We start from the raw sequence: 18,041 nt of genomic DNA on the forward strand, positions 1-18,041 counted from the left end.
CCGTACGCTGTACCCCTGTAGGAGCGAGCCTGCTCGCGATGAACTCAATGACGACGCATTTTTTCAGGCAATACGCGTTATCGTTCACGTCTATCGCGAGCAGGCTCGCTCCTACAGGATCAGCGGTGTTTTCAGTGGCCGTGACTACGGCCCACATGTGAATGCTCAAGCTCCGTCGCCACCACCCCGCCACTCACTTCCAGCCGCTGCAAAATCCCGCACTGATCGATATCCGGCCCTTCGCCGCAGCGTTGGCGCAGGTCGAGCAGTTGTGCCTGTAGCGCGAGCAGCCCGTCGATCCGCGCCTTGACGTGGTGGATGTGTTCGTCGATCAGCGCATTCACGTTTTCACACTGATCCTGCGGGCTGTCGCGCAAAGCCAGCAGGCTGCGGATTTCTTCGAGGGTCATGTCGAGGGTGCGGCAATTGCGGATGAAGGTCAGGCGCTCGGCGTGAGCCTGGGTGTAGACGCGGTAGTTGCCGTCGCTGCGGGCCGGCTCCGGCAGCAGGTTTTCGCGCTCGTAGTAGCGGATGGTCTCCACGGCGCAGTCGGTGAGTTTGGCCAGTTCTCCGATCTTCATGACGGCAATCTCCAAATGGGTGCTTGACCCTATAGTGGCTACAGGGTCTTTACTTGGCAACAGGCACCTTCATGGACGCGACCCAATGAGCGATTCCCTTCACACCCACAAACCCGAGACTGATCACGATCACGATCACGATCACGATCACGATCACGATCACGATCACGATCACGATCACGATCACGATCACGATCACAGCCACAAGCTGCAGCCTGTGCAGAAGCATGAGCATGGTGGTCACGGCGATTCCTGCTGTTCGGCCAAAGTGGCGGCACCGTCGCTGGTCAAGTTGAGCGAAACGCCGACGGCTGGCGCGCGGCTGAGCAGTTTCCGCATTGAAGCGATGGACTGCCCGACCGAGCAAACACTGATCCAGAACAAGCTCGGCAAGCTGGCGGGTGTGCAGCAGCTGGAATTCAACCTGATCAACCGGGTGTTGGGCGTGACCCACGACCTGCCGAACACCGCACCGATCATCGATGCCATCAAGTCCCTCGGCATGCAGGCCGAGCCGCTGGAGCAGGGCGTTGAAGCGCCAGCCCCGGCCGTCGAGAAAAAGCCCTGGTGGCCCTTGGCGCTGTCTGGCGTGGGCGCATTGCTGGCCGAAGTCATTCATTTCACCGGCGCCGCGCCGAACTGGGTGGTAGCGATCATTGCGCTGGTGTCGATCCTCAGCGGCGGGCTGGGCACTTATAAAAAGGGCTGGATCGCCCTGAAGAACCTCAACCTGAACATCAACGCGTTGATGAGTATCGCGGTGACCGGCGCGATCCTCATCGGGCAGTGGCCGGAAGCGGCCATGGTGATGTTCCTGTTCACCGTGGCCGAGTTGATCGAAGCCAAGTCCCTCGACCGCGCGCGCAACGCCATCGGCGGCTTGATGCAGATGACCCCGGAGCGGGCCACGGTGCAGCAGGCCGACGGCGCCTGGGTCGAACAGGACGTCAAAACCATCGAGCTCGGTGCACGGGTGCGCGTACGCCCCGGCGAGCGCATCGGCCTGGACGGCGAGGTGCTGTCCGGCACGTCGACCATCGATCAGGCGCCGATCACCGGCGAAAGTCTGCCGGTGGAGAAAACCGTCGGCGATAAAGTGTTCGCTGGCACCATCAACCAGGCCGGCTCCCTGGAGTACGCCGTGACGGCCGCCGCGAACAATTCGACCCTGGCGCGGATCATCCACGCCGTCGAACAGGCCCAAGGCGCGCGGGCACCGACCCAACGATTCGTTGACCAGTTTTCGAAAATCTACACCCCGGCCGTGTTCATTCTGGCCCTGGCGGTGGCGGTCATCCCGCCGTTGTTCATGGGCGCGCTATGGTTCGACTGGATCTACCGCGCACTGGTGTTGCTGGTGGTGGCCTGCCCGTGCGCCCTGGTGATCTCAACCCCGGTGACCATCGTCAGCGGCCTCGCGGCGGCGGCGCGCAAAGGCATTCTGGTGAAGGGTGGCGTTTATCTGGAGGGTGGTCACAAGCTCGATTACCTGGCCCTCGACAAGACCGGCACCATCACCCATGGCAAACCGGTGCAGACCGATTACCTGTCACTCGATCCCGTTGCCGCAACGTTGGCCCCGGCTCTTGCCGCGGCGCTGGCCGGTCGCTCGGATCACCCGGTGTCTCTGGCCATCGCCAACGCGGCTGTGGATAAACAGCTCGCGCCGCTGACTGTGGATAACTTCGAGGCCTTGGCCGGTCGTGGGGTGCGCGGCGAGGTGGGCGGACAGGTCTATTACCTGGGTAACCACCGCCTGGTGGAAGAGCTGAATCTCTGCTCGCCTGAATTGGAAGAGAAACTCTTCGCGCTGGAAAAACAGGGCAAATCCGTGGTGCTGTTACTCGACCAGTCCGGCCCCCTGGCCCTGTTCGCCGTGGCCGACACAGTGAAAGACTCCAGCCGTGAAGCGATCCGGCAACTGCATGAGCTGGGCATCAAAACCCTGATGCTCACGGGCGACAACGTGCACACCGCCCAGGCCATTGCGGCTCAAGTCGGTATCGACGAAGCCAAAGGCGACCTGTTGCCGACCGACAAACTGCAAGCCATCGAAGCGCTTTATGCACAGGGCCATCGCGTCGCAATGGTCGGCGACGGAATCAACGATGCGCCGGCACTGGCCCGGGCGGAAATCGGCTTCGCCATGGCTGCCGCCGGCACCGACACCGCCATCGAGACGGCCGATGTCGCCCTGATGGACGACGATCTGCGCAAAATCCCGGCCTTCATTCGCCTGTCACGGCAAACCTCGAGCATCCTCAAACAGAACATCGCGTTGGCATTGGTCATCAAAGCGGTCTTTCTTGGGGTAACCTTCGCCGGGCTCGCCACCATGTGGATGGCGGTGTTCGCCGACATGGGCGTGAGCCTGTTGGTGGTGTTCAACGGTTTGCGCCTGTTGCGCAAGTAGAAGGAGAGGGGCGGGTGTGCTGAGTGCCGAGCTTAAGGCTTTTTATATGGTGGCCCGCCTGGGCAGCATTACCCTGGCGGCGAAAAAGCTCGGCCTGAGCCAACCGACGGTGACGACGCAGATTCGCAACCTCGAGAGTCAGTACTCGGTAGAACTGTTCTACCGTGGCGGCCGCCGCCTCAGCGTCAGCGACGAGGGCGCGCGGCTGTTGCCGATGGTCAAGGCGCTGATGCAGCAGGAAGCCGACATCGAGTTTTTCCTGCGCAACAGCGGCCAGGTTCAAGGCACGCTGCGCATCGCGGCCACGGCGCCTTACTACATCCTCGATCTGGTGAAGACCTTTCGTGAGCGTTTGCCGCAAGTGGAAGTGTCAGTGGAAATCGGCAACTCGCAACAAGTACTGGAAGCGCTTGAGGAGTACCGGGTCGATGTCGCGGCCTCCTCGCAACTGCTGGAGGATGCGCGGTTGATTCGCCGGGTGCTTGGCAGTGATCCGCTGGTGTTGGCGGTGCATCGAAGTCATCCGCTGGCGGTGCACGATCATGTACCGCTCATTGCACTGGCGGGGCACACTTTGCTGATGCGAGAACCAGGCTCGACCACCCGTCGACTGACCGAAGAGCTGCTGGCTGGCGCGGGCGTGTCCTTTGGGCCGTTGCTGGAGATTGGCAGTCGCGAGTCGATCCGTGAGGCGGTGCTGCGCAACATCGGCATCAGCATCATTGCCCGCCAGGAAGTGCCCCATGATCCGCAATTGCGGGTGCTGACCATCGAGAACGCACCGCAGATCCCCGAGTATTTGTACTGCCTTAAAGAGCGGAAAAGCGCGCGGTTGCCGGCGGCATTTCTGGGGCTGGCGCAGGAAATGGCTCCCGCCTGAGAGTTGTGTTGCCTGTGCTGGCCTCTTCGCTGGTAAGCCAGCTCCCACAGGTGTCGTTGGTGTTCATAAGATTTGTGTTCACTGGAGAACCCTGTGGGAGCGGGCTTGCCCGCGAAGGCGTCAGTCCAGACACCACCTGCCTTGAAGGCCCAACCCAAATCCCTGAATACCACTATCAGCCGTTTTGGCCTCACTGCCACATGACGGACGCATTACATCCCTAGGATGAGCTTCATCTGCTTGATGAGGCCTGTCATGAACCACTCGATCGCAACTGCCCTGACCAACCCGGGCGCGCCCATGAAAGTGCGTGGTGTCCAGAAACGCTTTGGTGCGTTCACTGCGCTGGATAACGTTTCCCTCGACGTGGCGGCCGGTGAGCTGGTGTGTTTGCTCGGCCCGTCGGGCTGTGGCAAAACCACCTTGCTGCGCTGCATTGCCGGTCTGGAAAAGCAGGACAGCGGCGAGTTGTACCTGGGTGATCGCGACGTTTCCCACCTGGCGCCCCAAGCCCGGGACTACGGCATTCTGTTTCAGTCCTACGCGTTGTTTCCCAATCTGACGGTTGAAGCGAACATTGCCTACGGCCTCGCCGGCAGTGGTCGCGATGAAGTGCGCCGCCGGGTCGGTCAGATGCTGGAACTGGTCGGCCTGAGCGGCAGTGAGAAAAAGTACCCAGGCCAGTTGTCCGGTGGTCAGCAGCAACGCGTTGCCCTGGCTCGTGCCCTGGCGCCGGCACCTTCACTGTTGCTGCTGGATGAGCCGATGTCGGCCCTCGATGCTCGAGTCCGCGAGCATCTGTGCACGGAGCTGCGCCAACTGCAACGCAACCTCGGCATCACCACCCTGATGGTCACCCACAATCAGGATGAGGCCATGCTGATGGCTGACCGCATTGCCGTGATGAACAACGGCAAGGTCGAGCAATACGCCACGCCACAGGAAATCTACAACCGCCCGGCCACGCCGTTCGTGGCGGAGTTTGTCGGCCAGGGTAACTGGCTGCCATTCCATCGCAGCAGCGACAGTCACGCCCAGGTCGGCGGCATGAACATGCGCCTGGCCGACGGCAGCGCCAAAAGCGCATCGGGCCGCCTGTTCTGCCGCCCCGAAGCGATCAACGTCAACCCGCCGGTGCACGAAGAAAACCTGTTCCCGGCCAAGGTTCGCGAAATCACCTTCCTCGGTAATCGCTGCCGCATGAGCTTCGAGCTCGATCAGCTGCCGGGGCACGCGCTGCTGGCCGAACTGGCGCCGGAAGCCATGCCGCGTCTGGGCTCGCAACAGATCATGGTCGCCTTGCCACCGCGCAGCCTGCAGGTCTTCGCCTGATGAGCGCCAATATCGCGCTGCCTCTGCCACACAAGCAGGTGCGGCAGACCTCCCGTGCCGAGATCGGCGATCGGTTGTTTGTGGTCGGCGGCAAAGTCCTTCTGTTGGTGTTGCTGGGCGTCGCGGTGTTGATGCCGTTGCTGGCGATTTTCTGGCGCGGGTTCAGTGCTGAAGCCGGGCAGGGCGGTGGTTGGGTCGCTGCCAGGGAGTTGGTGACCAGCGACAATTTCCACTGGTTGTTGGGCAATAGCCTGAAAGTTTCCCTCAGCGTTGCGGCCATTGTCGTACCGCTGGCCTACCTGTTTGCCTACGCCCTGCAACGCACCTTGATCCCGGCCAAAGGCATCTGGCGCGCCATTTCCCTGCTGCCCTTGATGGCGCCGTCGATGCTGCCGGGGATCGCGCTGGTTTACCTGTTCGGCAATCAAGGCCTGTTGCGTAGCCTGCTCTCGGACAACATCTATGGCTTCTGGGGCATCGTGCTGGGTGAGGTGATCTACACCTTCCCACACGCGCTGATGATTTTGCTGTCGGCCTTGTCCCTGGCGGATGCGCGGCTGTTCGATGCCGCTTCCAGCATGGGCGCGAGCCCGGCAAAAGCCTTTCGCAGCATCACCTGGCCGGCGACGCGTCAGGCCGTGTTCGCCGCGTTCTGCCTGGTGTTCACCCTGACCATCACCGACTTCGGCGTGCCCGTGGTGGTCGGTGGCGACTATCAAGTGCTGGCGCTGGAAGCCTACAAGGCCGTCGTCGGCCAGCAGCAGTTCGGACGCGGTGCGCTGATTGGCATGGTGTTGCTGCTGCCGGCGCTGTTCAGTTTCGGTGTCGATGCCTGGTTGCGCCGTCGTCACGGCGACGCCATGAGCGGGCGGGCCCAGGTGTTCAAGCCGGCGCCATCGAAGCGGCGCGACGGTTGCTACCTGGCCATCGTCCTGCTGATCAGCGCTGCGCTGTTGCTGGTGTTCGGCATGGCGGTGTTCTCGTCGCTGGTGAAATTCTGGCCATACAACCTGTCGCTGTCGCTCAATCATTACCAGTTCAACGAAACCGCCGGCGGTGGCTGGCTGGCCTATGGCAACAGCCTGAAGATGGCCCTGGGCACCGCGTTGATCGGCAGCCTGCTGATCTTCACCGGCGCGTACCTGATGGAAAAAACCAAGGGCCAGCGCGGCCTGAACCTGACCCTGCGCATGCTCAGTTTCGTGCCGATGGCGGTGCCGGGCCTGGTGCTGGGGTTGGGGTATGTCTTCTTCTTCAACCTCACCGGCAACCCGCTGCATGTGCTCTACGGAACCATGACGCTGCTGATCGTCTGCACCATTGCTCACTATTTGACCACCGCGCAGATGACCGCCACCACCGCGTTGCGCCAACTCGATGCCGAGTTCGAAGCCGCCGCGCTGTCGCTCAAGGCGCCGCTGTACCGGCACTACTTGCGCGTCACCGTGCCGATCTGCCTGCCGGCGCTGCTGGACATCGTGCGCTACCTGTTCGTCTCGGCCATGACCACCGTCTCGGCGGCGATCTTCCTCTACAGCCCCGACACCATCCTCGCGGCGGTGGCGGTGCTGAACATGGACGACGCCGGCAACGTCGGCGGCGCAGCGGCGATGTCGACCCTGATTCTGTTCACCTCGGCGGGCGTGTCCCTGCTCCTGGCCTGGGCTTCGCGCGGCTTGCTGCGCCGTTCCCAGGCCTGGCGGCAGACCGCGCCCGGTCACTGATTGCGTACAACCCCCTCAACTCAAAAACAGGAAAAGATCATGTTCAAGCCTATGGCCCTGGCCGCTGCTGTCCTCACCGCTTTCAGCCTGAACGCCTTCGCGGCGAAAACCGAGTTGACGGTGTACACCGCCCTCGAAGCCGAACAGTTGACCGCTTACAAGGCCGCTTTCGAAAAAGCCAACCCGGAAGTCGAAATCAAGTGGGTGCGTGACTCCACCGGGATCATCACCGCCAAACTGCTCGCCGAAAAAGCTCGCCCACAGGCCGATGCCGTGTGGGGTCTGGCCGCTTCGAGCCTGGCGATCCTCGACCAGCAAGGCATGCTGCAAAGCTACGCGCCAAAGGACCTGGGCAAGATCGGCGGCAACTACCGCGACGCCGCCAACCCGCCAGCCTGGGTCGGCATGGACGTCTGGGCCGCGACCATTTGCTTCAACACCGTCGAAGCCGAGAAGCAGGGCCTGAGCAAACCAGTGAGCTGGCAGGACCTGACCAAGCCTGAGTACAAGGGCAAGATCGTCATGCCGAACCCGGCGTCGTCCGGCACCGGTTTCCTTGACGTCAGCGCCTGGTTGCAAACCTTCGGCGAGAAGCAGGGCTGGGCCTACATGGATGGCCTGCACCAGAACATCGGCCAGTACGTTCACTCCGGCTCCAAGCCTTGCAAACTGGCGGCCGCCGGTGAATTCCCGATCGGTATTTCCTTCGAATACCCGGCCGTACAGCTCAAGCGTCAAGGCGCGCCGCTGGACATCATCCTGCCGAAAGAAGGCCTGGGCTGGGAAATTGAAGCCACCGCTGTGATCAAGGGCACGCCACACGAAGACGCGGCGAAGAAACTCGCGGACTTCTCCGCCAGCCCGGAGGCCATGGAGCTCTACAAAGAGAACTTCGCCGTCCTCGCACAACCGGGCATCGCCAAGCCGCAGACTGAACTGCCAGCGGATTACGAACAGCGCCTGATCAAGAACGACTTCGCCTGGGCTTCGAAAAATCGCGACGAGATCCTGACCGAATGGCGCAAGCGTTATGACGGCAAGTCCGAGAAAGTCGTGGCCAAGTAATCTTCATCGGCTGACAGGGCCTCTTCGCTGGCAAGCCAGCTCCTACAGGGTTCGCGTGTTCTTGTAGGAGCTGGCCGGCGAAGGCGGTCTTGAGTTCAGGACAAGACTCCATGACACAACACAACGACATGCTGATCGTCGGCGCTGGCATCCTGGGTTTGTCCCACGCCTACGCCGCCGCCAAACGCGGTCTCAAGGTCACCGTTTTTGAGCGCAGCGAAACGCCGGTCGGTGCTTCGGTGCGTAACTTCGGCCAGGCCCTGGTCACCGGCCAACCGCCGGGTCCGATGCTGGAGCTGGCTCGCGCCAGTCGCGGCATCTGGGGTGACTGGGCGCAACTCGCCGGCCTGCAACTCAAGCGCAATGGCTCGTACCTGTTCGCCCGCACCGAGGCGGAAGAACAGTTGCTTGAAGCCTTCTGCGAGGGCCGCGCCGTTGAACACGGCTACCGCGTCGACTTGCTGCGCGGTGCTGCATTGCGTGATCTGTACGGCGGCCAATTTCGCCACCACCGCGCCGCGTTGCACGGCATGGACGACCAGCAACTGTATTCGCGCGAGGCGATTCCGGCGCTGATCGATTTCCTGCGCCGCGACCTGGGCGTCGAGTTCCACTTTTCCACGCTGGTGCGTGATATCGAGCCGGGGCGCTTGTACAGCACCGCCGGCAGCTTCAGTGCCGAGCAGATCATTGTCTGTTCCGGCCACGATTATCAGACCTTGCTGGCCGAGCAGATCGCCGAACTCGATCCGCAAATCTGCCGCCTGCAAATGCTCCGCGCCCGACCGCAAATCAACCTGAACCTGCAACACGCCTTGCTCACCGGTTTGAGTGGCGTGCATTACGGCGCCTTCTCCGACCTGCCGGAAGCCGCGGCGGTGCGGGCGGAGATCCTGCGGGACGCACCGCATCTGCACGAAAACGGCATTCACCTGCTGATCAGCCCGACGCCTTATGGCGAACTGATCATCGGCGATTCCCATCATTACGGCCGCGATCCCTCGCCCTTCAATGCCGAGCAGGTCGACGACTGGATGATCGACCTGGCTGAGCAGACACTGGGTTGCAAGGTGCAAGTGGTTGAGCGCTGGCAGGGTGTCTATGGTTCACGGGGGCCGGGGCCGTTTTCGTTCCTGCGCCCGGCTGATGGTCTGAGTGTGGTGTTGATGCACACCGGCGTCGGCATGAGCGTCGGGCCCGCGATGGCCGAGCGCAACGTGGCCACTGTTCTGGGAGAAATCTGATGGCGCGTCATGAGCAAGTGATCGCTGAAGTGTTCGGGTTGTACGAGCGCTTTGGCGACAGCGATTACATCGGCGAGCCGGTGTCGCAGATCGAGCACATGTCCCAGGCCGCGCAGTGTGCGCTGGCCGAAGGCTTCGATGACGAAGTGGTGCTGGCGGCGTTCTTTCACGATATCGGGCATATCTGCGCGAAAGGTGCTCAGAACATGGGCGGCTTCGGCGTGGTCAGCCATGAACGGTTGGGCGCCGATTACTTGCGCAGTGCTGGCTTCAGCGAACGCATGGCGCGCCTGGTGGAGTATCACGTTCAGGCCAAGCGTTATCTGACGCTCAAGGAGCCGGGGTACTACGAGCGCTTGAGCGAAGCCAGTCGCCGGACCCTGGAATATCAGGGCGGGGTAATGACGCAGACCGAGGCTGAGGCGTTCGAAAAAGACCCGTTGTGCGCGGTCAGTCTGCGCATGCGCCACTGGGATGAACAGGCCAAGGAGAGGCATGTGCCGGTCATTGATCTGGCGGTATTGAAGGACAAGGCATTGAGGCTGTTGGCGGCGTAAACCGTTGGCACCGAGTCGCGGCCATCGCGAGCAGACCAGACGCTATAAATCTTTTGCCAAGACTTCGATCTGCTCCTGCCGCTCCGCCTGATTCAACTTCCCATGGGGATTGAGCGACGACCACTGCGGATACGCCCGGGCCTTGCTCAAGGCTTCCGGCAGTTTGCCCTCGCGCCAGGTCTTGTCCTGGGGCGTGGCCACTTGAATGCTGTCCATCGCCGCATGCCCTCGTGCGTCCAGCGCTTGCAGCAGCTGCCGTTGGCGTAGCGCCAATAATCGCAGCACGCTGTCATCGACAGTCAGTTCGCGCTGCCCCTTGATCTTGCCCAACAACCGGCTGCCGTAACTGCGGGCGGTTTGCAGGGCGCCGCCAGCGATGGCCCCGGCCAGTGCCGCTGCGCCAAGGGTCAGGCCGCCGACCAGCAAATCGACCCCAGCTCCAGCGGCGGCGCCGGCTGCGATTCCACCGCCGACCCGCACGCCCAATTGCTTGAGGGTTTCGGGGTTGAACAGGTCATCGCCCCAGCGACCATCGAGCAGCGGCAGATCACTGGCCGCCGCATCCTGTGGGCGGAAAGCGTAGAGCTTGAGCAAGGCTTCGACGCAGCGCTGTTCCCGTTGACGCACGGCTTTGCGCAATTCGCCGATGGCTTGTTGTTCCTGTTCGGCATCACTGGCCACGCTGCGTCGGCACGCAGCGCAGTCGATCAACAACTCGGCGATCAAGCGCACCGCACTCTGCTGGCGTGCCCGGCGTTGAGCCTGTTGATCGGCAATCAAGCGCTCCAGCTGCGGGCGGGCGTGTTCGAGAAACAGCGCGAGGCTTTCATAGAGTCGGCGTTCGCCATCCTCGGGCGGTGCGACGCTGTCGAAACGCACCAGCGCATGCAGGCCGAGGCGTGCCAGGGCTTCGCGCCAGGCTGGTTCGCGGTGGTTGGCGCTGCTGACAAAATTCAGCACTGGCAGCAGCGGTTTGCCACAACCGGCCAGCACTTCCAGTTCGTCGCGGTACTTGGCCAGCACCGGCTCGCGGGCATCGATCACATAGAGGCCGGCGTCGCAGGCCAGCAATTGCCGCAGCACCTTGGCTTCCTGTTCGAAACGCTGTCGTGCTTCGCTGCCCTCGAGGAAGCGAGCCAGCCGGGCCGGGCCGTCGAGGCGTTCGCCGGGGCGCTCCAGGCGTTCGAGGTAATCGAGCAGGGCGATGGCGTCTTCCAGGCCAGGAGTATCGTAGAGGTCGAGCAAGGGCTCGCCGTCGACCGACAAGCGCGCGCCTTCGACGTGTCGCGTGGTGCTGGGGCGATGGGACACTTCACCAAAGCCGACGTCACGGGTCAGGGTGCGCAGCAATGAGGTCTTGCCGACATTGGTGTGGCCGACGACGGCGAGCTTCAGCGGTTTAGTCATGACCCGTCTCCAGCCAATTGAGCGGTGCGCAATCGGCAAACGGCAGCTCCAGTTGTTGCAACGCGACGTGCCAGTCGCCAAGGCGCTCGGCGTCCAGCGCCTCACCGGGCGGTGCTTGCAGCAACCAGACGCGCGTGGCGCTGGCACTGCGGGCCAGTTCGGCGATCAGCGCCAGACTGCCGCGATCCGGCGAACGCCGTGGATCACAGGCGATGGCCAGGCGCGCAGGCGGGAAACGGCCGAGTTGTTCGAGGAGTTTGTGCCGCGATTCGCGACTGTCGAGGATGCCGGCGTTACTCACATTCTTCGGCAGTGGCGGCGGCCACGGACGTTGGTCGTCCAGTTCGATGGCCACCAACAGCGCGCCATCGCTTTGCTGGTCGCTGACACCGCTTTCGACCCGATGAAGTTGCTCGGGCGCGGCATCGCTGATGCCCAGGCGTTCGCTGGTCGGCATCAAGCGTTCGCGCAACTGCGCATAGCCGGGCAGATTCAAATCCAGGTGCAAGGACGCCTGGCCGGTTTTCCAGCGCCACAGACAAAACCCGGCGAGCAGCAGGCGCGGCACAACGCCGTAGACCAGCAGCACGCCCACCAGCCAGGCGGCCCAGGCCTGGCGGGCGCTTTCGATGTTCAATGCGGCATCGCCACTGGCGCGGATCATTTCCACGGTCGGCACGCTGAACCCGAGCAAGGACGGCAGCGCACCGAGGGCCTGGGTCACGGTGATGAAGGTGTCGGCGCCGAGAATGGTGGTCTCCCAGACGAAGCCATAGCGCCGGGTCGCCAACAGCGTCAGCAGAATCACCAGCGCGCTGAGCATCGCCAGCAACCACAAGCTGTTGACCAGGACGCCGATGGCCCAGCGATTGAGTTTGTGTCGTTGCAACATCAGGATCAGGGCCGGTGCCAGTTGCGCGGCTTTGGCGTCGCGGGCGAGCTTTTCGCTGAGCCACAGCCACAAACGCCCGAGGCTGGCGCCATGTTCGCCGGCAAACACCAGGCCCAACGCCCAGCTCAGCAGCAGGATCAGGTTCAGTCCGAGCAAACTGCCCAAGGCCCAGAACACATTGACCGGCATCTGGCCGTCACCCAGGGCGGCAAACGCCAGACCGGCGCCACTGACCACGGCCAGCACGGCCAATACAAGCAGCGCCAGCCGCGCACCTTGCAGCCAGTGTTTGAGCGCGTCGCTCAGGCCATCGCGCTCGGCCAGCCACAAGGCGCGGCGTTGAATGCGTGTCGGCAAGTCACCGCCGGCGCTGCGGGCGAGGCGATTGGCTTCCAGATCCTCCAGAGGGCCGGCGTGCGCTTCGCGCAGGCGGATGGTTTCTGTCAGCCAGAGGGTATTCAGTTCAGTCACGCGGCATCCCGTCGCTTAGATTGAGTCGTGAGCATAACCGCTGTGGCGCTTGTCGGGGGGGCTACGTTGCGAGAAGCCGAGCCTCTGGTATCCTCGCCGGCATGACTAAATCACTCCCCCTCAGCCTGATCGCAGCCCTCGGTGAAAACCGTGTGATCGGCGTCGACAACAGCATGCCCTGGCACTTGCCAGGGGATTTCAAATACTTCAAGGCCACTACCCTCGGCAAGCCGATCATCATGGGTCGCAAGACCTGGGATTCCCTCGGTCGTCCGTTGCCGGGCCGCTTGAACATCGTGGTCAGCCGTCAGGCCGATCTGGTGCTGGAAGGCGCGGAAGTCTATCCGTCGCTGGAGGCCGCTGTGGTTCGCGCCGAGGAATGGGCGAAGGCACAAGGCGTCGATGAGCTGATGCTGATTGGCGGCGCGCAGTTGTATGCGCAAGGGTTGGCGCAGGCCGATCGCCTGTACCTGACGCGTGTGGCGTTGAGCCCGGAGGGAGACGCGTGGTTTCCGGCGTTTGATTTGAACCAGTGGAAGCTGGTGTCCAATGTGCCGAACCCGGCCGAAGGCGACAAACCGGCGTACAGCTTCGAAGTCTGGGAAAAAGCCTAAAAGCATCGCTGGCAAGCCAGCTCCCACAGAGATCCATGGTGTTCACACACTATGTGTTTCACCCTGGACACTGTGGGAGCTGGCTTGCCAGCGAAGGCGATATGTCAGGCGCTGCTTATGCGTGCGCCAACTCCGAATGCTCATCCGCATCCAGCAACGCTTTATCCGTCTGTTGCATCACCTGACTGGTAATCGCCCCGGCCGTGATCGAACCGCTCACGTTCAGCGCCGTGCGCCCCATATCAATCAGCGGCTCGACCGAAATCAGCAACGCCACCAGTGACACCGGCAACCCCATCGCCGGCAACACGATCAGCGCGGCGAAGGTCGCGCCACCGCCCACCCCGGCCACCCCGGCCGAACTCAGCGTCACAATCGCCACCAGCGTTGCGATCCACAGCGGGTCCAGCGGGTTGATGCCCACAGTTGGCGCGACCATCACCGCCAACATCGCCGGGTACAGGCCGGCACAGCCGTTCTGGCCAATGGTCGCACCGAACGAGGCGGCGAAACTGGCGACGGACTGTGGAATGCCCAGGCGACGGGTCTGCGCTTCGATGCTCAGCGGGATCGTCGCCGCGCTCGAACGGCTGGTGAACGCGAACGTCAGCACCGGCCAGATTTTGCGGAAAAAGCGCAGCGGGTTGATCCCGGCCACCGACACCAGCACGCCGTGGACCACAAACATCAGGCCCAGGCCAATGTAGGACACCACCACGAAACTGCCGAGCTTGATGATGTCCTGCAGGTTGGAGCCGGCGACCACCTTGGTCATCAGCGCCAACACGCCGTACGGGGTCAACTTCATGACCAGGCGTACCAGGCGCGTCACCCAGGCTTGCAGGGTGTCGATGGCATTGATCACTTTCTGACCTTTTTCCACGTCATCCTTCTGCAGTTGTAGCGCCGCGACCCCCAGGAATGCGGCGAAGATCACCACGCTGATAATCGATGTCGGCTTGGCCCGCGCCAGATCGGCGAACGGATTTTGCGGGATGAACGACAGCAACAGCTGCGGCACATTCAGGTCGGCGACCTTGCCGGCGTAGTCGGTCTGGATGGTTTGCAGGCGGGCCAACTCCTGGGTGCCGGCAACCAGGCCTTCGGCGGTCAGGCCGAACAGGTTGGTCAGGCCGATGCCGATCAGCGCCGCGATGGCGGTGGTAAACAGCAGCGTGCCGATGGTCAGGACGCTGATTTTTCCCAGGGACGAAGCATTGTGCAGACGGGCCACGGCGCTGAGGATCGACGCGAACACCAGTGGGATCACGATCATTTGCAGCAACTGCACATAGCCGTTGCCCACCAGATCGAACCAGCCGATCGAGGCTTTGAGCACCGGGTTACCGGCACCGTAGACAGTGTGCAGGGCCACGCCGAATGCCACGCCCAGCCCTAGTGCGAGCAGGACTTTTTTCGCCAGGCTCCAGTTGGAGCGGCGGGTTTGTGCCAGGCCCAGAAGCAGGACGAGGAACACCAGCAGATTCAGAATCAGCGGCAGATTCATTGGAACTCCCATTAGACATGTGCCAACTGCCTTGCGGGGCAGCTGCGAACCGGCAAGCCTAACAGCTTGATATCTAATGAATTAATATCAAAAACATCTCGTAACTGTCGTTTTTGGAATAAGCGCGTGTCGCTCTCGGAGAAGCAACTGGCGCGATAGGTACGTTGGCGGTCGCTGACAGACGAGGACTGTCACAGTTATTTGTTAGCGTCGATGTCTTTCTATCAGGGAGAAATGCCGATGAAGTTCGCACCGAAATTTCTGGCAGCAGCACTTTGCCTGGGTCTCGCGGGCCAAGTGTTTGCAACGGATCTTAAACACTGGCCTGCCGATCAGGCCAAGGCACTGGACGCAATGATCGCGGCCAACGCCAACAAGGGTAACTACGCGGTGTTTGACATGGACAACACCAGTTACCGCTACGACCTCGAAGAGTCCTTGCTGCCGTTCATGGAAAACAAGGGCCTGATCACCCGCGAGACCCTTGATCCCTCCCTGAAACTGATGCCGTTCAAGGACACCGCCGACCACAAGGAAAGCCTGTTCAGCTACTACTATCGCCTCTGCGAAGTCGACGACATGGTTTGCTACCCATGGGTTGCCCAGGTGTTCTCGGGCTTCACGCTGCAAGAACTCAAGGGCTATGTCGACGAGATGATGGCCTCCGGCAAACCGGTACCGGCCACTTACTACGATGGCGACGTGGTCAAGAACCTCGACGTCAATCCGCCGAAAATCTTCACCGGCCAGAAAGAGCTCTACAACAAGTTGATGGAGAACGGCATCGAGGTCTACGTGATGACCGCCGCCTCCGAAGAACTGGTGCGCATGGTCGCTGCCGACCCGAAGTACGGCTACAACGTCAAGCCGCAGAACGTGATCGGCGTGACCACGCTGCTCAAGGACCGCAAGACCGGCGAACTGACCACCGCGCGCAAGCAGATCACCGCCGGCAAGTATGACGAGAAAGCCAACCTCGGCCTCGAACTGACCCCGTACCTGTGGACACCTGCGACCTGGATGGCCGGCAAGCACGCGGCGATCCTGACCTACATCGACGAGTGGAAAAAACCGGTGCTGGTCGGCGGTGACACTCCGACAAGTGACGGCTACATGCTGTTCCACGGGGTCGACGTGGCCAAGGGCGGCATTCACTTGTGGGTCAACCGCAAGGATAAATACATGACCCAGATCCAGGGCATGATGGCCAAAAACGCGGCGGCCCAGGCCAAGGAAGGGCTGGCGGTGACGGCGGACAAGAACTGGGTGATCGTCAAACCGGAAGAAATTCAGTAAGACCGAGCGGCTGCTATCGCTGGCAAGCCAGCTCCCACAGGGCCTGTGTGGTTCACACAATTTGTGCCCCACCTCGACACCTGTGGGAGCTGGCTTGCCAGCGATGGGGCCCTCCTGGTCACCGGCTAAACCGGCCAGACAAAAAATACCCCGCACTTGGCGGGGTATTTTTTTGTTCGACGGTTAAGCCTTACAGCCCGTCGAGCATTGCCTTGTTACGCACAGCACCCTTGTCGGCACTGGTCGCCAGCAGGGCATAGGCTTTCAAGGCCGTGGTCACTTTACGTGGACGCACTTCCACCGGCTTCCAGCCTTTCTTGTCCTGCTCGACCCGGCGCGCGGCCAGTTCTTCGTCGCTGACCAACAGGTTGATTGAGCGGTTCGGAATGTCGATCAGCACTTTGTCGCCGTCCTGCACCAGGCCGATGGCGCCACCGGCAGCTGCTTCAGGCGAAGCGTGGCCGATGGACAGGCCCGAGGTGCCGCCGGAGAAACGGCCGTCGGTGAGCAGGGCACAGGCTTTGCCCAGGCCTTTGGATTTCAGGTAGGACGTTGGGTACAGCATTTCCTGCATGCCCGGGCCGCCTTTGGGGCCTTCGTAGCGAATGATGACGATGTCGCCTTCCTTCACTTCGTCGGCGAGGATGCCGCGTACGGCGCTGTCCTGGCTTTCGAAGATCTTCGCATTGCCTTCGAAGACGTGGATCGACTCGTCGACGCCCGCAGTTTTCACCACGCAGCCATCAAGCGCGATGTTGCCGTACAGCACGGCCAGGCCGCCCTCTTTCGAGTAGGCGTGCTCGACACTGCGGATGCAGCCGTTTTCACGGTCGTCGTCCAGGGTTTCCCAACGGGTCGACTGGCTGAAGGCGGTCTGGGTCGGGATGCCTGCCGGGCCGGCCTTGAAGAAGTGGTGCACGGCTTCGTCGGTGGTCTGGGTGATGTCCCACTTGGCGATGGCTTCTTCCATGCTGCGGCTGTGCACGGTCGGCAGGTCGGTGTGCAGCAGGCCGCCACGGGCCAGCGAGCCGAGGATGCTGAAGATCCCGCCGGCACGGTGCACGTCTTCCATGTGGTACTTCTGGATGTTCGGCGCGACCTTGCACAGTTGCGGCACGTGACGGGACAGACGGTCGATGTCGCGCAGGTCGAAATCGATCTCGGCTTCCTGGGCCGCGGCCAGCAAGTGCAGGATGGTGTTGGTGGAACCGCCCATGGCGATGTCCAGGGTCATGGCGTTTTCGAACGCCTTGAAGTTGGCGATGTTGCGCGGCAATACCGACTCGTCGTTCTCGCCGTAGTAACGCTTGCACAACTCGACGATGGTGCGGCCGGCCTGCAGGAACAATTGCTCGCGGTCACTGTGGGTGGCCAGGGTCGAACCGTTGCCTGGCAGTGCCAGGCCCAGTGCTTCGACCAGGCAGTTCATCGAGTTGGCGGTGAACATGCCGGAGCACGAACCGCAGGTCGGGCAGGCGCTGCGCTCGTACTCGGCGACTTTCTCGTCAGAAGCGCTGGAGTCGGCGGCGATCACCATGGCGTCGACCAGGTCGAGGCCGTGGGAGGCGAGTTTGGTCTTGCCGGCTTCCATCGGGCCGCCGGAAACGAAGATCACCGGGATGTTCAGGCGCAGGGACGCCATCAGCATGCCAGGGGTGATCTTGTCGCAGTTGGAGATGCAGACAATCGCGTCGGCGCAGTGGGCATTGACCATGTACTCGACGGAGTCGGCGATGATCTCGCGGCTCGGCAGCGAATACAGCATGCCGTCGTGGCCCATGGCGATACCGTCATCGACGGCGATGGTGTTGAATTCTTTCGCCACACCGCCAGCGCGTTCGATTTCGCGGGCGACCAGTTGGCCCAGGTCCTTGAGGTGCACGTGGCCCGGTACGAACTGGGTGAAGGAGTTGGCGATGGCGATGATCGGCTTTTTGAAGTCGTCATCTTTCATCCCTGTTGCGCGCCACAGTGCGCGGGCGCCGGCCATGTTGCGGCCGTGGGTGGATGTTTTCGAGCGATAATCAGGCATGAAGCACTCCGGGCGGCTAAATCAGG

General features: G+C 62.2%; 14 protein-coding genes. 9 read left to right on the top strand and 5 right to left on the bottom strand.

Annotated elements, in window-relative coordinates; all coding sequences use genetic code 11:
• Positions 1-131 precede the first annotated feature (131 nt).
• Positions 132-581 carry a Cd(II)/Pb(II)-responsive transcriptional regulator gene (gene cadR / locus ACX3YD_RS00665; protein WP_458959062.1) on the bottom strand — a complete coding sequence of 150 codons (450 nt, stop codon included), beginning with the start codon at positions 579-581 and terminating at the stop codon, positions 132-134.
• A gap of 85 nt (positions 582-666) precedes the next feature.
• Between cadR and ACX3YD_RS00670 the strand changes: the two genes are divergently transcribed.
• The 7 genes from ACX3YD_RS00670 (at position 667) to ACX3YD_RS00700 (ending at position 9,796) form a co-directional block, all read left to right on the top strand.
• Positions 667-2,994: a heavy metal translocating P-type ATPase gene (locus ACX3YD_RS00670; protein WP_458959063.1), complete on the top strand. Its 2,328-nt coding sequence runs from the start codon at positions 667-669 to the stop codon at positions 2,992-2,994.
• A gap of 16 nt (positions 2,995-3,010) precedes the next feature.
• The gene (locus tag ACX3YD_RS00675) at positions 3,011-3,874 is read left to right on the top strand and encodes a LysR family transcriptional regulator (protein WP_458959064.1); all 864 of its coding nucleotides are present in this window, start codon (positions 3,011-3,013) and stop codon (positions 3,872-3,874) included.
• 255 nt (positions 3,875-4,129) lie between these two features.
• A complete protein-coding gene (locus tag ACX3YD_RS00680; protein ID WP_458959065.1) occupies positions 4,130-5,206 on the top strand; it encodes a putative 2-aminoethylphosphonate ABC transporter ATP-binding protein in 1,077 nt (358 codons plus the stop codon).
• Positions 5,206-6,930, top strand: a complete 1,725-nt coding sequence (locus ACX3YD_RS00685; protein WP_458959066.1) for a putative 2-aminoethylphosphonate ABC transporter permease subunit — start codon at positions 5,206-5,208, stop codon at positions 6,928-6,930. Before ACX3YD_RS00680 ends, ACX3YD_RS00685 begins: the two co-directional genes overlap by 1 nt.
• A 39-nt stretch (positions 6,931-6,969) precedes the next feature.
• Positions 6,970-7,995 (top strand): putative 2-aminoethylphosphonate ABC transporter substrate-binding protein, encoded by a 1,026-nt coding sequence (locus ACX3YD_RS00690; protein WP_458959067.1) that lies wholly within the window; start codon positions 6,970-6,972, stop codon positions 7,993-7,995.
• 110 nt (positions 7,996-8,105) lie between these two features.
• Complete coding sequence (locus tag ACX3YD_RS00695; protein WP_458959068.1) at positions 8,106-9,239, top strand: TIGR03364 family FAD-dependent oxidoreductase; 1,134 nt, start codon at positions 8,106-8,108, stop codon at positions 9,237-9,239.
• Positions 9,239-9,796, top strand: coding sequence for a phosphonate degradation HD-domain oxygenase (locus ACX3YD_RS00700; RefSeq protein WP_458959069.1), 558 nt, complete (start codon positions 9,239-9,241; stop codon positions 9,794-9,796). Before ACX3YD_RS00695 ends, ACX3YD_RS00700 begins: the two co-directional genes overlap by 1 nt.
• 42 nt (positions 9,797-9,838) lie before the next feature.
• Here the strand turns inward: ACX3YD_RS00700 and ACX3YD_RS00705 are convergent, their stop codons facing one another.
• Positions 9,839-11,203 carry a GTPase/DUF3482 domain-containing protein gene (locus ACX3YD_RS00705; RefSeq protein WP_458959070.1) on the bottom strand — a complete coding sequence of 455 codons (1,365 nt, stop codon included), beginning with the start codon at positions 11,201-11,203 and terminating at the stop codon, positions 9,839-9,841.
• Positions 11,196-12,566, bottom strand: coding sequence for a DUF2868 domain-containing protein (locus ACX3YD_RS00710; RefSeq protein WP_458959071.1), 1,371 nt, complete (start codon positions 12,564-12,566; stop codon positions 11,196-11,198). The genes ACX3YD_RS00705 and ACX3YD_RS00710 overlap by 8 nt, the downstream gene beginning before the upstream one ends.
• Before the next feature lie 101 nt (positions 12,567-12,667).
• Here ACX3YD_RS00710 and ACX3YD_RS00715 point away from each other — a divergent pair, with 101 nt between their 5' ends.
• Complete coding sequence (locus tag ACX3YD_RS00715; protein ID WP_103402833.1) at positions 12,668-13,180, top strand: dihydrofolate reductase; 513 nt, start codon at positions 12,668-12,670, stop codon at positions 13,178-13,180.
• Positions 13,181-13,295: 115 nt separating this feature from the next.
• Here the strand turns inward: ACX3YD_RS00715 and ACX3YD_RS00720 are convergent, their stop codons facing one another.
• Positions 13,296-14,687: an L-cystine transporter gene (locus ACX3YD_RS00720; RefSeq protein WP_458959072.1), complete on the bottom strand. Its 1,392-nt coding sequence runs from the start codon at positions 14,685-14,687 to the stop codon at positions 13,296-13,298.
• 240 nt (positions 14,688-14,927) lie between these two features.
• Here ACX3YD_RS00720 and ACX3YD_RS00725 point away from each other — a divergent pair, with 240 nt between their 5' ends.
• Positions 14,928-15,983, top strand: coding sequence for an HAD family hydrolase (locus ACX3YD_RS00725; RefSeq protein WP_103402831.1), 1,056 nt, complete (start codon positions 14,928-14,930; stop codon positions 15,981-15,983).
• Between the two features lie 190 nt (positions 15,984-16,173).
• Here ACX3YD_RS00725 and ilvD read toward each other — a convergent pair whose 3' ends face one another.
• Complete coding sequence (gene ilvD / locus ACX3YD_RS00730; protein WP_047534601.1) at positions 16,174-18,015, bottom strand: dihydroxy-acid dehydratase; 1,842 nt, start codon at positions 18,013-18,015, stop codon at positions 16,174-16,176.
• Positions 18,016-18,041 lie beyond the last annotated feature (26 nt).

This window comes from Pseudomonas fluorescens group sp. PF-1, from assembly GCF_054481335.1.